The 16768-nt window shown below is 51.6% G+C and carries 23 protein-coding genes; 4 read left to right on the forward strand and 19 right to left on the reverse strand.

Annotated features, from left to right (window positions below; genetic code table 11):
* Position 1: 1 nt before the first annotated feature.
* From P398_RS0112105 to P398_RS0112115, 4 genes are all read right to left on the reverse strand, one after another.
* Entirely contained in the window at positions 2 to 361 is a 360-nt protein-coding gene (locus P398_RS0112105) for a DUF3397 domain-containing protein (RefSeq protein WP_081828307.1), read from the reverse strand.
* Positions 355 to 1194 carry a ketopantoate reductase family protein gene (locus tag P398_RS0112110; protein ID WP_029335468.1) on the reverse strand — a complete coding sequence of 280 codons (840 nt, stop codon included), beginning with the start codon at positions 1192 to 1194 and terminating at the stop codon, positions 355 to 357. The genes P398_RS0112105 and P398_RS0112110 overlap by 7 nt, the downstream gene beginning before the upstream one ends.
* A 103-nt stretch (positions 1195 to 1297) precedes the next feature.
* On the reverse strand, positions 1298 to 1471 hold the full coding sequence (gene rpmF / locus P398_RS16630; protein WP_081338944.1) for a 50S ribosomal protein L32: 174 nt from the start codon (positions 1469 to 1471) through the stop codon (positions 1298 to 1300).
* A 22-nt stretch (positions 1472 to 1493) separates the two neighbouring features.
* Positions 1494 to 2021: a YceD family protein gene (locus tag P398_RS0112115; RefSeq protein ID WP_029335470.1), complete on the reverse strand. Its 528-nt coding sequence runs from the start codon at positions 2019 to 2021 to the stop codon at positions 1494 to 1496.
* 157 nt (positions 2022 to 2178) lie between these two features.
* Here P398_RS0112115 and P398_RS0112120 point away from each other — a divergent pair, with 157 nt between their 5' ends.
* Positions 2179 to 3309, forward strand: coding sequence for a tRNA(Met) cytidine acetate ligase (locus P398_RS0112120; RefSeq protein WP_029335471.1), 1131 nt, complete (start codon positions 2179 to 2181; stop codon positions 3307 to 3309).
* Here the strand turns inward: P398_RS0112120 and P398_RS0112125 are convergent.
* Genes P398_RS0112125 through P398_RS0112145 form a run of 5 tightly spaced genes read right to left on the reverse strand, consistent with a single transcriptional unit; the run spans position 3288 to position 6102 of the window.
* Complete coding sequence (locus P398_RS0112125; RefSeq protein ID WP_029335473.1) at positions 3288 to 4280, reverse strand: SepM family pheromone-processing serine protease; 993 nt, start codon at positions 4278 to 4280, stop codon at positions 3288 to 3290. The two genes, P398_RS0112120 and P398_RS0112125, sit on opposite strands and share 22 nt — an antisense overlap.
* Positions 4277 to 4774: a pantetheine-phosphate adenylyltransferase gene (coaD, locus tag P398_RS0112130; protein ID WP_024370014.1), complete on the reverse strand. Its 498-nt coding sequence runs from the start codon at positions 4772 to 4774 to the stop codon at positions 4277 to 4279. The genes P398_RS0112125 and coaD overlap by 4 nt, the downstream gene beginning before the upstream one ends.
* A 6-nt stretch (positions 4775 to 4780) precedes the next feature.
* Complete coding sequence (gene rsmD / locus P398_RS0112135) at positions 4781 to 5347, reverse strand: 16S rRNA (guanine(966)-N(2))-methyltransferase RsmD (protein WP_029335476.1); 567 nt, start codon at positions 5345 to 5347, stop codon at positions 4781 to 4783.
* A gap of 55 nt (positions 5348 to 5402) precedes the next feature.
* Entirely contained in the window at positions 5403 to 5666 is a 264-nt protein-coding gene (locus tag P398_RS0112140) for a YlbG family protein (protein WP_029335477.1), read from the reverse strand.
* Positions 5650 to 6102, reverse strand: a complete 453-nt coding sequence (locus P398_RS0112145) for a YlbF family regulator (RefSeq protein ID WP_029335478.1) — start codon at positions 6100 to 6102, stop codon at positions 5650 to 5652. The genes P398_RS0112140 and P398_RS0112145 overlap by 17 nt, the downstream gene beginning before the upstream one ends.
* Before the next feature lie 130 nt (positions 6103 to 6232).
* Here P398_RS0112145 and P398_RS0112150 point away from each other — a divergent pair, with 130 nt between their 5' ends.
* Together P398_RS0112150 and P398_RS0112155 are read left to right on the forward strand one after the other, a co-directional pair.
* The gene (locus P398_RS0112150) at positions 6233 to 6988 is read left to right on the forward strand and encodes an ATP-grasp domain-containing protein (RefSeq protein ID WP_029335480.1); all 756 of its coding nucleotides are present in this window, start codon (positions 6233 to 6235) and stop codon (positions 6986 to 6988) included.
* A 100-nt stretch (positions 6989 to 7088) separates the two neighbouring features.
* Positions 7089 to 7451, forward strand: coding sequence for a YugN family protein (locus P398_RS0112155; RefSeq protein WP_024370009.1), 363 nt, complete (start codon positions 7089 to 7091; stop codon positions 7449 to 7451).
* 63 nt (positions 7452 to 7514) lie between these two features.
* Here P398_RS0112155 and P398_RS0112160 read toward each other — a convergent pair whose 3' ends face one another.
* From P398_RS0112160 to cyoE, 10 genes are all read right to left on the reverse strand, one after another.
* Complete coding sequence (locus P398_RS0112160; protein ID WP_029335481.1) at positions 7515 to 8006, reverse strand: cysteine hydrolase family protein; 492 nt, start codon at positions 8004 to 8006, stop codon at positions 7515 to 7517.
* Positions 8007 to 8152: 146 nt separating this feature from the next.
* Positions 8153 to 8425 carry a hypothetical protein gene (locus P398_RS0112165; protein WP_024370007.1) on the reverse strand — a complete coding sequence of 91 codons (273 nt, stop codon included), beginning with the start codon at positions 8423 to 8425 and terminating at the stop codon, positions 8153 to 8155.
* A gap of 5 nt (positions 8426 to 8430) precedes the next feature.
* Entirely contained in the window at positions 8431 to 9045 is a 615-nt protein-coding gene (locus P398_RS0112170) for an SCO family protein (protein WP_029335483.1), read from the reverse strand.
* 20 nt (positions 9046 to 9065) lie between these two features.
* Positions 9066 to 9527: a DUF420 domain-containing protein gene (locus P398_RS0112175; protein ID WP_029335485.1), complete on the reverse strand. Its 462-nt coding sequence runs from the start codon at positions 9525 to 9527 to the stop codon at positions 9066 to 9068.
* Positions 9528 to 9550: 23 nt separating this feature from the next.
* A complete protein-coding gene (locus tag P398_RS0112180; protein ID WP_024370004.1) occupies positions 9551 to 10474 on the reverse strand; it encodes a cytochrome c oxidase assembly protein in 924 nt (307 codons plus the stop codon).
* A gap of 134 nt (positions 10475 to 10608) precedes the next feature.
* Positions 10609 to 10938, reverse strand: a complete 330-nt coding sequence (locus tag P398_RS0112185) for a cytochrome C oxidase subunit IV family protein (RefSeq protein ID WP_029335486.1) — start codon at positions 10936 to 10938, stop codon at positions 10609 to 10611.
* A gap of 1 nt (position 10939) precedes the next feature.
* Entirely contained in the window at positions 10940 to 11566 is a 627-nt protein-coding gene (locus P398_RS0112190) for a cytochrome c oxidase subunit 3 (RefSeq protein WP_029335488.1), read from the reverse strand.
* Positions 11567 to 13405: a cytochrome c oxidase subunit I gene (gene ctaD / locus P398_RS0112195; protein WP_051638958.1), complete on the reverse strand. Its 1839-nt coding sequence runs from the start codon at positions 13403 to 13405 to the stop codon at positions 11567 to 11569.
* Between the two features lie 68 nt (positions 13406 to 13473).
* A complete protein-coding gene (gene coxB, locus P398_RS0112200; RefSeq protein WP_034799496.1) occupies positions 13474 to 14451 on the reverse strand; it encodes a cytochrome c oxidase subunit II in 978 nt (325 codons plus the stop codon).
* 110 nt (positions 14452 to 14561) lie between these two features.
* Positions 14562 to 15491 (reverse strand): heme o synthase, encoded by a 930-nt coding sequence (gene cyoE, locus P398_RS0112205; protein ID WP_024369999.1) that lies wholly within the window; start codon positions 15489 to 15491, stop codon positions 14562 to 14564.
* 332 nt (positions 15492 to 15823) lie between these two features.
* Between cyoE and P398_RS0112210 the strand changes: the two genes are divergently transcribed.
* On the forward strand, positions 15824 to 16723 hold the full coding sequence (locus P398_RS0112210; protein ID WP_029335492.1) for a COX15/CtaA family protein: 900 nt from the start codon (positions 15824 to 15826) through the stop codon (positions 16721 to 16723).
* Positions 16724 to 16768 lie beyond the last annotated feature (45 nt).

The raw sequence follows: 16768 nt of genomic DNA on the forward strand, positions 1-16768 counted from the left end.
ATCAATGAATCATGTGTTTGGCAATGCCAATCGCAAACAAGATGGCGTGGGCCGGAACGAGAAACAAAAACAACAATCGCCAACCGTGCACGAACATCTTCGTGAACACGACTTCCTCGTGGCGGACGCGTTGCCAAATCGCATTGATTGGAAAAATAGCGCAACAAACGGCGAGCAAGAGCCAAGCGACATTCGTCTCGACAATCGACTCCAACAAAACCGCACACGCATAAAACCAAAGCACGACGCCGGCATCGCACACCAGCTTGAACGTATTGACCGACTTCGGCATAATTTTTCTAAGTGTCATATACACCATAAACCAAATGACGAGTGGAAATGAAACGATATACACTAACACGATGCGCTCGCTCCTAAAATTAGTTTTTGCATGAGCGGGATGACGGTCAGTTCAACGCCGCGATCCTCGGCTCGCTTCAACAGCGGCGTCAAAATGGCGTCGACTTCGGTCGGGCGTCCCGCCTCCACGTCCCGGAGCATCGATGAACGGTTGTTCGCCGTCTTCTCGATGATCGACTCGATATATGTATATGGTACGGTCTCGTCGAACAACGACGTCAATTCCTTATAGATCGCGAGTGCGACGTCTCGGCACGGCGGTTGCCCGACCACACCGTTTGGCATACGGCAAAGCGCCGTGATCGGGTTGATGATCGCGTTCGCGAACAGTTTTTCGATGACGACATGCGTGATATCCGCTTCCCATACGACGTGCAGCGGCGAGTCGACGAACGAGATGGCCGACATGTCCGTCAGCCCACCGATGCGGACGCGGCCGAGACCGCTATGATGAATCCGGTTCCCGTCACGGGTCACGCCGTGCTCGATGACCCCGAGATGAAACCCGCGTTCAAGCGCATAGTCGAGATGGCTGATGCCGTTCGAGCAGATGAATACGGGCACGTTTCCGCTAAGTCGCACGGTCGCCGCCTCGACTTGATGCGCTTTCGTCGTCACGAAAAAGACGTCAGCTTCCGTCTCGTCAAGAGTACGTACCGGTTTGAGAATCACGTCAACCGTCCCGTTCGTCATTCCGTCCCGTTCAATCGTCACAACGCTCGGTTCCTCGACCCGGCCGTACAGCGTGACCGTATAGTCTTTCGCGAGTAACGACGCCATCAGCATCCCGACGGCCCCGTTCCCGATAATCCCAATCCGTTCGATCGGTTGCATGCGCAACCCTCCTTCTCCATTGTCCAATAAAAATTTTACCATACTCCGATTCGATGACCATAAAAAAAAGAAGCGTTCTCCAGGGAGAGCGCTTCTTCCAGCATTATTTGCTTGTAACTTCTTTACCGTTGTAATGTCCGCAAGATTTGCAAACACGGTGTGAAAGTTTCATGTCGCCACAGTTCGGGCACTCGTTCATACCAGGTACGTTGAGTTTGAAGTGAGTACGACGAAGACGTTTGCGAGTTTTCGACGTTCTACGGAATGGTACTGCCATCGTTGTCCACCTCCTTGAAAAGTTAGCCGTTCTCGTCCTCTTTTTTCGAGAACAAGTCGGCGAGTCCCGCGAGGCGCGGGTCAATTTTTGGTTGGTCGTCCAGCTGATCCTCTACGAGGGCCCAGCCTTCCCCTTCAACCTGAGTTTTGTCTGTTTCGTTCCCGAAAACTTGCATCGGGACGTCTAACATGATGAGCTCACGTACGATCGGTCGCAGATCAATCGTATTTCCCTCTGGCAAATTGACGTCATCGAATTGCTCCGTGTAACGCCCGTTCTCCAAAAAGAAAGGCTCGAGCGATTCAATATCGAATTCATACATGACATCGTCTAACGTACGCGCATCTGGCAACGTCAGGTCACCTTGAATCTTCAAATTGAATGTAACTTGATTAGATGTGAACGACGCATCCCCGTGCACATGCACTGGGCGAATCGAACGGATATCCGGATGGAGCTGAATCAGCTCCGGAAGTTCAACCGTCTCATCAACGGAAAAACTGTCACCTTGGTTTCGAAGCTTAAGTAGCTGTGCAATAGACCATTTCATCCGAATCACCTCAATTGCAACAATATGAATTATAGATAGGCCAACTTGTTTTGTCAATGTTTTTTCTTTACACTAAAAGCAGTTGACGACGGCGCTTTGTCAAAGCGTACTTATCCATCTTACACCAATCCAATCGACAATGCAAAGGAGTAATTTCATGCAAAAGACGGCCATCATCGCAGAGTACAATCCATTCCATAACGGGCACCTCTTCCAAGCAAAAACCGCTCGCCTTGAAACAGGGGCTGAAGCCGTCATCGCGGTGATGAGCGGACAGTTCACCCAACGCGGGGAACCGGCCGCTTTCGACAAATGGAGCCGGGCAAGGGCCGCCGTCGAGACGGGGGCGATCGACCTCGTCATCGAATTGCCGACCCGGTACGGCGTCCAACGTGCCGACCGGTTCGCAAGTGCTGCTGTCGCCATCGCCGAACGCGTCGGCTGTCAAACGTTGTCGTTCGGGAGCGAGAGCGGTGACGCCACGGCCATCTGCCAGGCCGCAAGCGCCGACGTCGAGTCGACTCCGGCCTATCGACAGGCGTTTCAAGAGGCGCTTCAAAGCGGAAAATCACCCGCGAAAGCTTCAAGTGAGGCGTTTTCCGCCCTCTATCCCGCTTTTGACTTGACACTCCCTAACAATATTTTAGCGTATCATTACGCCAAAGCAGCCCGCACGATTCAGCTCCATACGGTCGAGCGGCTCGGGGCAGGTTATCACGATACCGGCCTAGCGGACATCATGTCGGCGACGGGCGTCCGTGCCCATTATCTTGAGGAAGGTATCGTCCGTGCCGTCCCTCTGGCGACACGTGCCTTGTTCCGTCAACGTACGATGGCCCACTGGTCAACGTATTGGCCGGTGCTCCAATACAAGCTGCGGACGACACCCCAGCCGGTGCTTGACGAGCTTGTCGGCATCGACGCCTCCTTGTCCCCTCGTTTGATCGAGGCCGGGATTGAACCGTCGTTTGAGCGGGCGCTCGAGAAGTTGCAGACGCGACGTTACACCCGGACCGCCATCCAACGGGCGCTCGTCTCGGTGCTGATCCACTTTCAGCGCTCCGAGTTGCCAGATCGGTTCGATGACGTCCCTTACGTCCGTCCGCTCGCGTTCAACGGCGTCGGCCGGCTCGTATTAAAAGATATAAAAAAAACGGTACCGCTTCTCAGCAAGTACCATCCCGACCTCGCATTCGAGGCGCGCGTCACCGAGGCGTACCGACTCCCTCTCGGTGACGAATCGCTCCGCGAACACGTCCAAACGCCTCAGTTCATCGACTCCAAATAACGGATCGCGTCCTCGACCGTCTTGACCGGCACGACTTCGATGTCGGACTCAAGCCGGTCGAGTGACGTTTTCGCCTCTTCGTAGTTCGGACCGTCTGGCACGAAAAACACGGTCGCCCCAGCTCGGTCGGCGGCGACAATTTTTTGCCACGCCCCACCGATCGGACCGATGTTGCCTTCCTCATCGACCGTCCCCGTCCCAGCGATCTTTTCACCGTTCGCCAAATCACCAGGCGTCAACTGATCAAAGAGCTCTAACGTGAACATAAGACCGGCCGACGGACCGCCGACGTTCGTCAATTCAAACGTGACGGACGGTTCCGTGACGACGTCTTGCACCGGCAACGGCTCGTAAATGCCGAGACCGACCCTTGACTGGGAACGGTCGAGCGGTTGCACGAGCGAATGGACGACCCGCTCACGCCCATCTCGTTCAAGCGTGAGCGTCACTTCGTCGCCGGCCTCATAGGCGGCCACTCGATCGAGGAAGTCGAGCCTTGATACGAAAGAACGCCCATCAATTGCCGTGATGACATCCCCAGGTTTTAAGACGTTCGCCGCGAGCGACCCTTGGATCGGGGCCGACACATACATCCCATCGAACGAGACGGACACTTCCGCCTCGGCAAGGTCGTAGGCGTATTGAACCGCCGCTTGTTGGGACGATGACATGAGCAACTGTTGTCTCCGTTCATAGTCCGCCTCGCCTTCCCCGTCATATAAGTAGCGACTCGATGGACTCGCTTCGGTGAACGGTGTGAACCAGCTCCCCACGAGCCAGAGTGGTGTCGCCCGGCGTTGCGAGATTGTGACCATCATGAGCTCTCCAGGCTCTTTGTCGCCATCTTCGACTGTCATGAACTGTTCAATCGATGTCGCCTCACCCGGATAGGTAATATAGTACGGCAACGGCGCGAACAAGAAGATGAGGACGGCGACGAGCAGGCCGAAACCGATTTTCAGCGACTTCATGGTTGGCGGCTCGTTTCGTACTTCCTCCGCAGTGCCGCTTCGACTTGGAGCGGGACGAGCTCGTTGACCGGAGCACCGTATTTGGCGACTTCTTTCACGATCGAGGAGCTGAGGAACGAATATTGGCTGTTCGTCATCATAAACAACGTCTCGACGTCCTCGTTCAGCTTCTTGTTGATGGAAGCGATTTGAAGCTCATATTCAAAGTCCGAGACGGCACGCAAACCACGAACGATCGTCGCCGCCTCCCGTTTCGCCGCATATTCGACGAGAAGACCCCCGAACGCGTCGGCCGTGACGTTCGGCAAATGCGTCGTCACGTCCCGGATGAGGGTGAGCCGTTCCTCGACGTCAAACAACGGCGCCTTGCTCGAGTTTTCAAGGACGGCGACGATCACTTCGTCAAAGATAGCAGCTGCACGTTCGATGATATCTAAGTGGCCGTTCGTAATCGGGTCAAAGCTCCCCGGACAAATCGCGATACGTTTTGACATAGTTGTTCACCCCTCAGTCGACGCGTACTCATAGAAACTGATCGTGATTACGTCAGAGTAGCGCTGCACTTTTATTTTTTCAAGTCGGCCGACGCGCTCAGGCAGCTCGGCCTCACTTCCATGCTCACAGACGACGACACCATTCTCGGTCAACAGCCGATTCATCTCGATCGTACGCAAGAACGTCTCATGCTCTTCGGCGTGGTAGGGAGGATCCATGAAGATCAGTTTGAAGACGCGCCCTGACCCGACAAGTTGTTCGAGCACACTTTTCGCATCTTGCCGATAGACCGTCGCCTGTTGCTCGTACCGTGTGACGCGCAGGTTCTCTTGAATCGTCTGGATGGCCTTCGTTTGTTTATCGACGAATACGGCATGGTCACACCCGCGCGAGAGCGCTTCAATCCCGAGTCCGCCGCTCCCCGCATATAAATCGAGCGCCTCCCCGCCTGCAAAATAAGGTCCGATAATATTAAATAATGATTCTTTCACTTTATCCGTCGTCGGCCGTGTCGCCGACCCGGGTACGGCTTTCAACCGCGTCCCTTTACGTTCTCCTGAAATGACTCGCATCCTTCTTCTCCTCCACCAGAAAAGATGAAGGCGTCACCACCTTCATCTTTTCTGTTTATTTCTGTTTCGGCGCATACGTCTCGGCGATGAACGGGCGTTCGCTCCGTACGACAGACTCGACGAACGGCAACGAACTGATCGTCTCGACGGTCGTCTCGTGACCTTCTAAGTCCGTATATAAAAAGGCGTACTTCTCTCGTTTCGAGACGTAATATAAATTCGCGTAACGTCGCAACGCTTTCACTTGTTTGAGCGATTGAACGTAAACGACCAGTCCGATCCGGCCCTTTAACTCGAATGATTCAGACAGCACATCCACAGCTTCCGCCTCCTCCGCCGCAGCTTCCCCCGCCCGAGCAGCCACCTTCGTCAAAGAACGGGTTACCGGTAGGGACTTTGATTTTCGGAGATACCGAGTGCGCGAGCAACCCGCTCACTTCTCCAAGCAGTTTGTCCAAGCTCCGTTCCGCTTTTTTAAAGGCGGCCACTTCAGGCTGGACGTCGAGCCGGCGTTTGACGAGATGCATCTCTTTTTTGATGCGGTCATGGTCCGGGTGATGTTTACCGAACCGTTGCACGTACTCGTAATCTTCTTTCATTCGTAAAAACTCACGTTCGACTTCCTGCGCTTCCGCCGAGACGGCACGCTCTCGTTTCGTCGTGATATATGTTTGGAACGACCCGCTCGACTCGATCAAATCAGCCAACGCTTCGGCCTCATCGAGAAGTGCGATCGTTTGTTCAGTAATAATCATGGCTTTCACCCTTTCTGACATGATTTTACCACAATTGATTCCCTCTGTGAGCAATCGGCCTTATAATTGAACGTGACTGCAACACGTTTACAAAGAAAGGAAGTGAATCACCGTGTCCGCACGGTGCCTGATGAAGAAAATCTCGTTCAACATGATTCGCTCGGCCGGCATTAAGACCGATTATGCGAAACCAGAATATTACTATGACCAATTGGATAAAGTGAGAGGGGCCGACCTCGTCTTGTTCCCTGAATATTGGATGGTCAACTCCATCATATACGGATTGAACAAATCGATCTTTCCTTCCCCGGCCACGTATCACCTCGGCCACGATAAAATCGAGATGACACGCGCCTTCAAAGCCACGTTCCCGCACCGGATCCCGAAGACGCTCATCTACGGGAAAAATCCATACACGATCGAACGGGTGCTCGAAGAGTTCACGTATCCGTTCGTCGCGAAGACAGCGAAGTCGTCGATGGGACAAGGGGTGTGGCTCATTAAAAACGAGCAAGAGTGGCTCGAATATGTAGAACGACACGACACGTTTTACGTGCAAGAGTATATCCCGAACGACCGCGACCTTCGCATCATCGTCATTGGCGAAGAAGTCGTCGGTTCGTATTGGCGTGTCAGCGAGGCGTTTTTAAACAACGTCGCCCAAGGCGCCAATTTCTCGTACGACGATATCCCGGAGGACGTCGTCGAGGAAGTGCGCACCATCGCGAAGACGCTTCACATCAACCACGCCGCGTTTGACGTCATCGTCGCTGACGATGCGTTTTACATCCTAGAGTTCAACGTCTTCTTCGGCTCAGAAGGACTGATGCCACTCGGTGTCCGGCTCCCGCAAAAGATCGAAGCATACTTGGAAACGCTCGTTTGACCGTTCATCTTTTTTTCACAATTTGAACACACGTTATTCCAACAATGTTTTTGAATATGATATGATGACATATGAGGTTTATTGAAAAAGGGGGATTATGATGAAATTTGAGCAGTTCCACATCGAGGGAAAAGAAATCCGTTTTGGTTTGCTCGAGACGATCATGGATCATCATCATTTCATCCGTGAAGGCGCTTGGGACTATGAGCGCGCGACGTATGATATGAAATACGAGAAGCAATCGACGGGCGAGACGTTCTATCTTCGCTTACCGGTCTATGCCATTGAAGGCCAAATCGAGGACCGTCATGCTGTCGTGAAAATGTTGACACCGATTCTCGGGAAACATTATTATCCGCACGGCGTCGAGTACGACGAAGAGTTCCCGGAAGAAATCGTTCGCGACTGTGAACGCCGCCTAGCCGCACTCGCTGAGACACTTGAAGTAAAACCCCTTTCGTAAACGAGGGGGTTTTTCTTTTGAACATATGTTCACTCAACTAGACGACGCATGATGTACATCCAGTCACACCGTCAAAGTTTCCGACTGTATGATGGCACAGCCTTTACTTTCATAGTATTCGATCATGCTGCTCATCTTCTTCAAGTCATAGCTCGTGATGCAGTCAGACAGGACGTTGACTGTATAGTCTGATTTCCGCAGATTGTAGCAAGTCGACTTCACACAAGCCGTCGCATCGGCCCCGGTAATATAGAACGTGTCGATGCCGTGGTTTTGGATAAACTCTGTGAACGCCTCACTCGTTAAAGCGTTGCCCTTATATTTGGTGAACACGTGATCAGATACCCGTTTCAAATCTTGAACGAGTTCCGCCCCACGAGTCCCCGTTTTGAACGTTCTCGTTCCCGGCGACAAATTCTCATGTCGGATATAGATGACATGGATTTCATTGTCGACCGCCCACTCGATTGATTTGTTGATATTGTCGATGACCGTTTTGTAATTCTTCGTGATGTCATTTTGAATATCAATGACGACCAATGCTTTATTTTGCATACTCTGTCCTCCTCGATGAGCTATAAGTCGCGTACCGTGACTACTCCTAATATCATACCAAAATTCGATATTGGAAAATATGAACAAAAGCCCTTTATCTGCCCCGGTACACAAAAAGGGAGACCCTTTGGCGGGCCTCCCTTCTGTCATGTCGCGATGACGTTCAACGTCACGTCGACTTGTCCGAGCAACAAATCGAATTGATCTCGGATGTAACGGTACAACCGTTCCGCATCATCGAGCGAGAGCGGTGCGATCACTTGGTAATCGTAGCGATCTTTCGACAAAGAAACCACTTTCACTTCAGCCAAGCCAAACTCGATTGCACTACATGCAATCAAGTCCTCAATCGCCCGCTCTGCAATCGTCACATCTCCATACGAATAATCGTTCCCGATGACAGCCATCGTATCGTTCATCGTCTTCACTCCTTTTCAGCAACGAGCACGTTCACGTCCTCCATGATAGATTCGATATCAACCGGTTGATCTCCTGTCGTCGCCATTTGGGCGACGGCCCGCACATCGTGGTGACGATCGACGATATACATCGTCGTTGCATGTGTGACGAGCCCGCTGTTCGCTTTCGAGTAATAGAATTGTAGCTGGCGGGTGATGCGGTCAATATCCGCTTTCTCTCCCGTCAACACTTTCCACCCCGTCGGTTCGGCTTGGAACGCGGCGCCGTAGTTCTCAAGCACAGGTACCGTATCCACTTCCGGGTCGACCGTGATGGCGACGAGTTCAACGTCCGTGCCGTATAGCCCTTCCGCTTTCAGCTCTTGTTCGAGCTTCATGAAGTCCCGAAGCGTGAGTGGACAAATGTCTGGACAGTTCGTGTAAAAGAACGTGATCACTTTTACTTTCCCATTGTCAGAGTTGTACGTCTCGCCGTCTAGTGCGTTCGTGAGTGTGAACGGTGTCGGTTCTTGAATGACCGGCAAGTCGTCTTGTTTAAAGAATAAGAAATAAGACGCCACTCCCAGAGCGACCAAGACGGCTACCGTCAAACCGACCGTCATATAACTGTTCCGTTTCATCCTCATCCCCCTCTCTTGGGTCACCCTCCGATAATGGCACGGAAGACGTTCGTCGTCTCACCCGGCTCAAAAGCAACATAGAGGAGAACGTACACCGTGACCCCTGTGATCGCCGTGAAGAACCAGACGACCGATGCTTTCGGGCCAATCTTACGATGCTTCTCGATTTTGTTCTTGTAACCGAGGTACAGCGTGATCAGACCGAGAACACCGCCAGTTGTCGCGAGTAAGATGTGGAAGATCATGAACGCCAAATAGTATGGTTTGATGCTGTCCGGACCGCCGAACGCCGTGTTCCCGACAAAGATGGTGCGTGACACGTAAAGAATGAAGAACGTCGTGGCGGCCACCGCTGCGGCTGTCATGACTTTCTTATGTTTCTCAATGTTACGGCGATCCCGTGCGATGATGACCCAGCCGATGGCGACTAAAATCGCACTGAGCACAATGAATGAAACACTAATCAATGCAAGATAATTCATCGTTGTTTCCCCTTTGACTTAACTCATTTTTTCTCTTGTTGTTCTTGTGGTGAGAATGACATGCCTTCTTCGAGCGCGAGTGACTTCGTCCGACGAACCCAGCCGAAGAACGTCCAGCCGAAGAAGAAGCCATAGACGAGTTCTTGACCGAGCTTCATCAATACCCCGCCGAAGCGTTGGTCTTCAAGCGCGCTATTCGTCGCCCCCATGAGCGCGTTCAAATCGAGCCCTGACACGTCACCGTTCGGCATACAGTAGCCGAGCACCGTCGCGAACGTCTCGACGTCCGTGTACGCATCGTACAAGATGTTATGACTGAAGATGATAAGCGCACACGCGGGTGTGAGCAATACGCCGTTCGCGATGATGTACACCATTCGCTTCAAGTCGGACAACCCTTCCTCTTCTTCCGAGATGAACGGTGCGATGACCGGATACCACATCGTCAAACTGAAGACGACGAGTGCGCCGTGGAAGACGCGATGCACGCCATAGTTCGTCAACACGTAATCAAAGATGAATGGCATATGGTATAACGTGAACAACGCGTTGAACAAGATGAGCGCGATGAGCGGCTTCGTCATGAAGCGAAACGTCGGCCCGATTACTTTATAACTAAATAGTTTTTCAAATACCCAATACGGCAACCCGTACACGACGAGTGCCGGCGCGAGTACATAGACGAGCACCATTTGAAACATATGCACCGAGAAAATAATGTGCGCGAATACGTCGACCGGGCTTCCGAATCCGATGTAGTATAAAACAATGGCAAATAGCATGCTGAACTTCTGCAGCAACGTGGTCGACTCGTATCCCCGCTTCGCCATTTTCTCTGTGACGACCGCGTACAGGACGTATAGCCCTACCATGAGCAATCCGAACAATGGACTCCATAACGTGATCCAATCGAACTGCCTGAGTAGCTCTGATATATTCCAGAGCATCCCTTCACCCCTTTTCTCTCTCTCCCATAACAATGAAACCGTTCACTTCAAGATTACTATTCCTTTATTTTTGAAGTAAAGCAAAAAGGACCGAATCATCTGTGTTTCCACAGATGTTCAATCCTTTGTCACATTTACCAAATGAGCAAACGAAGTGCCGCGACCGTGATGATGGCGACAAAGATACCGAGCCACATCATCCCGACGATCCACGTGTTGCCACGGTTGTTCATATGCATGAAGATGTACAACTGCAAGAACACTTGGATAATGGCGAGGATGATCAAGAAACCACCCGCCGCCCAAACCGGCATGAGTTCAGCGTAAACAGCGCCGAACGCTACGAATGTGAGTAAAATCATCATTGCGAAACTGATCAATTGAAGTTGATACTCACGTCTCGACTCTGCTTTCACTTCGAGCTCTAACTGCTTGTGCGATTCGTTCATTGGACGTTTTTCCATGTTAGCTCACCATCCCTAAGAGATAGACGATCGAGAAGATGAAAACCCAGACGACATCGATGAAGTGCCAATATAGACTCGACACATAAAACTTCGGTGCGTTGTACACATCGATCGGACGGTTCCAGTTACGGATGAGGAGTGTCCCGATCCAAAACAGACCGAACGTTACGTGCGCGCCGTGGAATCCGACGAGCGTATAGAACGCTGAACCGAACGCACTCGACGTGAACGTGTGACCGATGTGGTAGTAGTGAATGAACTCATAAATCTCAGCCGCAAGGAATCCTGCCCCAAGGACGAGTGTGACGACCAACCAAAACTTCATACGGCTCGGATTGTTCGCTTTCATGTTCATCATCGCGAGCACGCTCGTAAGCGAACTCGTGAGGAGGAGCATCGTCATGAAGAAGACGAGCCCCATCTCAAAAATGTTATACGAACGGAGTTCCTCTGGCGCACCAGAGTTTAACAGGCCGACATACGTTCCGAATAGCGAGGCGAAGAGGACAGTCTCTCCACCGAGGAAGAACCAGAAGGCCACATATTTATTTTTCCCTTCCAGTGTGGCTTTCTCTGGATTGGCCGGAATACCGGTTACCGGGTGTTTTTCAACTGCATGTGCCATTTATTGTTCTCCTTTCTCACGAATCGCTTTCAAATCCGCTTCGACTTGTGATTTTGGAATGTAGTAGCCGTGATCGTCGATCCATGAACGGATGAACATCGACACGAACGTCATGAGTAGACCAAATCCGATGAGTGACCAACCGAGAACCGTGTTGTCCATTTGGAAGATCGCACCGAGACCCGCGATGAACAATCCAAGTGACATGAAGAACGGGATGAGCGAGTTGTTCGGCATGTGGATGTCTGTGACCGGTTCAGAGACAGAGACCCGTTTGTTGCCCGCCATCTTCTCGAGCCAGAACGTGTCGAGGCCTTTGACGAGCGGTGTTTGGGCGAAGTTATACTCTGGAGTCGGCACAGGAAGTGTCCACTCTAGCGTACGTCCGTCACCCCAATGGTCTGGTTTGACCATTTCTTTCGACATGAACGCCTTGACGACCGCGATGAGCAAGATGATCGTCGACACACCCATGAAGAAGGCTCCAATCGTCGATAGCAAGTTCAACGTCTCAAATCCTTGGTTCGGAAGGTACGTGAAGACGCGGCGTGGCATCCCGAACAATCCGAGGAAGTGTTGCGGGAAGAACGTCAAGTGGAAGCCGATAAAGAACAACCAGAACTGCCAGTATCCGAGCTTCTCAGAAAGCGCTTTGTTGAACATGAGCGGGAACCAGTAATACAGTCCAGCGAATAGGCCGTAGACGACCCCACCTACGATAACGTAGTGGAAGTGGGCGACGACGAAGTAACTGTCGTGGTACTGGTAGTCAGCCGGTGCGACCGAGAGCATAACCCCAGTCATCCCTCCGACGAGGAATGAAGGAATGAATGCGACCGAGTAGAGCATCGCCACGTTGAACTTGATTTGACCGCCCCATAGCGTGAACAGCCAGTTGAAAATTTTGACCCCGGTCGGGACAGCGATCGCCATCGTCGCGACCGCGAAGATCGAGTTGGCAACCGGTCCGAGACCGACCGTGAACATGTGGTGGACCCAAACCATGAATCCGAGGAAACCGATCAGCATCGTCGCGAATACCATCGTCGTGTAACCGAACAGGCGTTTACGCGCGAACGTCGGAATGATTTCCGAGAAAATACCGAATGCTGGTAAGATCAAGATGTATACTTCCGGGTGACCGAAAATCCAGAATAAGTGTTCCCAGATGATGACGTTACCGCCCATCGCCGGGTTGAAGTAAACGGCACCGAACAGTCGCTCGAACATCAACATGAACAAACCGACCGTAAGTGGCGGGAACGCGAAGACGATCAATGCCGAAGCGACGAACGTCGTCCACGTGAAGAGCGGCATCCGCATGAGCTTCATGCCTGGTGCGCGCATGTTCAAAATTGTGACGAGGAAGTTGATCCCGGCCATAAGTGAACCAAAACCTGAAATTTGAAGACCGAGCGCGTAGAAGTCGACACCTGTCGCTTCCGGCTGGGTCGATAGCGGCGCGTAAGCCGTCCACCCTGCGTTCGGTGCAGCTCCGAAGAACCAGCTCAAGTTGAGCATGACTCCCCCGAAGAAGAACAACCAGAAACCGAGTGAGTTAATGAACGGGAACGCGACATCGCGCGCCCCGATTTGAAGCGGAACGACGGCGTTCATGAAACCGAATAGCATCGGCATCGCCGCTAGGAAGATCATCGTCGTCCCGTGCATCGTGATCAACTGGTTGAACACTTCACCGCTGACGAAGTCGTTCATCGGGCGAACGAGTTGCCAACGAATGAGTAACGCTTCAATTCCACCGAGAAGGAGGAAGAAAATCCCTGAGAACAAATACAAAATACCGATCTTTTTGTGGTCAACCGTCGTAATCCAATCCATGATGCCATTGTATTTACGCGGTTGCTGCAATGCAGTGGTCTGTGCCACGTGAAATCCCCCTTTTCCCGTTAGTCAAGCTTCTGATCGTACAAGAAGTCAACGAGTGCGTCTAACTCTTCATCACTGATTTGGCCTTCACTGAAGCCAGGCATGAGTGCGCCTTGTTTCAAACTTTGCGGGTCACGAATCCATTGTTTCAAGTCTTCCTCGTTGTTCTCGAGGTAGCCGATCAACCATTCGCGATCACCATAGTTCGTCAAGCTCGGCGCGACTTTCCCGCCCCCGTGACAGCTCAAGCAGCTTTCGACGTAAACGGCTTCGCCGACTGTGAGGTTTTCGTTGTTCGCTGTGAGGCGTTCCGCGTCTTCATCTTGCTTCGCTTTCATGTCCTCAAGCCACTGATCGTAATCAGCTTGGTCGAGGGCGATGACTTTGAAGTCCATGAGGGCGTGTGACGGACCGCAGAGCTCGGCACATTTTCCGTAGAACGTACCAGGTTCGTTCGCATGGAGCCACATCTCATTGTCGAGTCCTGGGTTCGTATCCGTTTTACCAGACAAGGCCGGTACCCAGAATGAGTGAATGACATCTTTAGACGTCAAGTTGATGCCGACACGTTTGCCTGTCGGGATAACGAGTTCTTGACCAGTGACGACACCGGCGTTCGGATATTCGAACTCCCACCAGTACAGGTTCGCCGTGACGTTGATTTCTTCTTCTTTTTTCGCTTCTTTCGCTTTCGCGAGCTCGACGGTCGTCGTGATCGTCGGTACAGCGAGAATGATAAGTAAAATGATCGGGACGACTGTCCAAATCAATTCGAGCGTGCTACTTCCTTCGACTTGCTTCGGAATCGAATCATCTTTCCGACGGAACTTTAGAAGGACGTACACATAAATGACCGTAACGATGACGAGTACGAAGAGCATGATTGCCAAACTGATGAGAATGATCCGGAGCTGAATTTCAGCGCCTTCCCCCATCGGCTTCAATGCAGACAATCCCTCAACGCCGCAACCTGATAATAAGATCGCGAACATCATCATCGGGACAATGCCAAACAGAAGCTTCTTAAATGATTTCACAACAATCCCCACTTTCTCCCAAAATGATGTGCAAAGGTTTCTATATAGTGAGTGTGACTATCAAAGTGCCGTCATGACGAAGGCAGTGCCGTCAGCATGAGTGCGACAATCCACACGACTAAATAAATTAATGAAAAGAAGAACATTTTGTTCGCCCACTTGATCTCATCTTCGGCTTTAAATCCTTTTAAACCGAGATACAACCAGTAGCCCCCGAGACCGGCCGCGATGATGACGTAGACCGTACCGTAGTGCATAAAGAGGAGCGATGCCGGAATGAGCGTCGCGATCCACCAAATGATTTGGCGCTTCGTAATGGCGAAACCGTTGACGACGGGCAGCATCGGAATGCCGGCCGCTCGATATTCTTCGACACGTCGCATCGCGAGCGCGAGGAAGTGTGGCGGTTGCCACAAGAACATGACGAGGAACATGAGCCACGCATCAATGTGAAGCGCGGGATCGATGGCTGCCCAACCGATGAGCGGCGGGACCGCTCCGGAGATGCTGCCGACGACCGTGTTCAACGTGTGTGTCCGTTTCAGCCACATCGTATAGATGACGACATAAAAAAATGCCCCGATTAAACCGAATACCGCTGCCACATACGACACGATCAACAACATGAATGTCCCGACCGCAAGTTGCGTCAATCCGAGGAGCAAGATGCGCTCTCCTGAAATCTTACCGGTGACACTCGGTCGATCGTCTGTACGTCCCATCAAGTAATCGATATCACGGTCCACGAAGTTGTTTAGGTAACAACTCCCGGAAATGACGAGTGCGCTGCCTAACATAGTTAATAAGAGCTGTGGCCAGACTTCAAATAAATAAAGTACCGGCGTATCACTCTGATATGTTGCTGCCACGAAGAAACCGGCGAACACCAATAAAAGATTGGCGCGGACGATTCCCATTTTTGCGAGAGCAACATAGTCACGGAATGAGGCGGATTCTGTATATTCTACTTCTGCCATCATTCCTGGGTTGACTTTTGTCATACTGACCCCCCCACATAATCACGAAATCCTCGTATTCTTTTCACAGAAAAAACACAATATAAGCAAAGTACACCTAACTCATAACAAAGATACCATATTTTTAAAAAGAATACGTCGTTTATGCTTGTAAAATAGCGAGTTTTTTGTGACGAACGTGTGATAAATATCACAGTAAATTCGCTTTACTAATACTAGAATAACGATTTTGATAGCGATTGCAAGCTTTTCCGTTTCGTTTTTCGGAACGAAAGCCGTATAATAAGTATGGCGAAAAAAATAAGAACTGACAAGGCGCAATTGTTGTGATTTTTCTCAAAAGCAGGTGGTAACGAATGCATAAAAAACTCGCACTCTTCTCAGGGTTTGTCACCCTCGGAATGATGCTCGTCCTCATCATGGGTGGAACCGTGACGAAGACTGACTCGGGAGACGGTTGCGGCACCGATTGGCCGCTCTGTCACGGGAAACTGATCCCGACAAACCCGAGCGTCGAGACGATGATCGAATATAGCCACCGGGTCGTGTCCGGCATCGAGGGCTTACTCATCATCGCCTTGACGATCTGGACGTTCGCGGTCGTCAAAAACCGGTTCGACGTCAAAGTGTTCGCGTTTCTCGCGTTCATCTTCATGTTGATCCAATCGATCATCGGCGCCGGTGCCGTCATCTGGCAACAGTCGGACGCGATTCTCGCGCTCCATTTCGGGATCTCGCTCGTCTCGTTCGCGTCTCTCCTCATCTTGACGATTCTGTTATTCGAAGGGGAACGGGTCCATAAAGCCGTATCCGAAAAATTAAAGATTCATTTGTACGGACTGACGATTTATACGATGGTCGTCGTCTACACGGGCGCTTACGTCCGTCACCTCGGCGCCACGTACGCTTGCGTCGGCTGGCCGATCTGCGCGCAAGAAGTATGGACGTTCGAATCATGGGTGCAGATGGGCCACCGCATCATGGCGGCTCTTCTCGTCTTCTACACGTTATACGTTCTTTACTTAGCGCGTCGTGAGACGAACCGTCTCGTCGAACGCGGCATGTGGGCATCTTTATTCTTCATCTTGCTCCAAGTCGGCACCGGGGCGTGGATCGTCCTTGGGGGACACGCCACGTACGTCCCGTTGTTGCACGCGTTCTTGATCACTTGCTACTTCGGCATCATCTCCTATTTGGCGTATCATGCGTATCGGAGTACACGGCGCGCCGGACTCGCTCAGCGAGATATCGGTTAATCGGACTATAAGAAAAGGACGACCTTCTGTCTCTAGAAGGTCGTC

This window comes from Exiguobacterium aurantiacum DSM 6208 (assembly GCF_000702585.1).
GTDB lineage: Bacteria > Bacillota > Bacilli > Exiguobacteriales > Exiguobacteriaceae > Exiguobacterium > Exiguobacterium aurantiacum.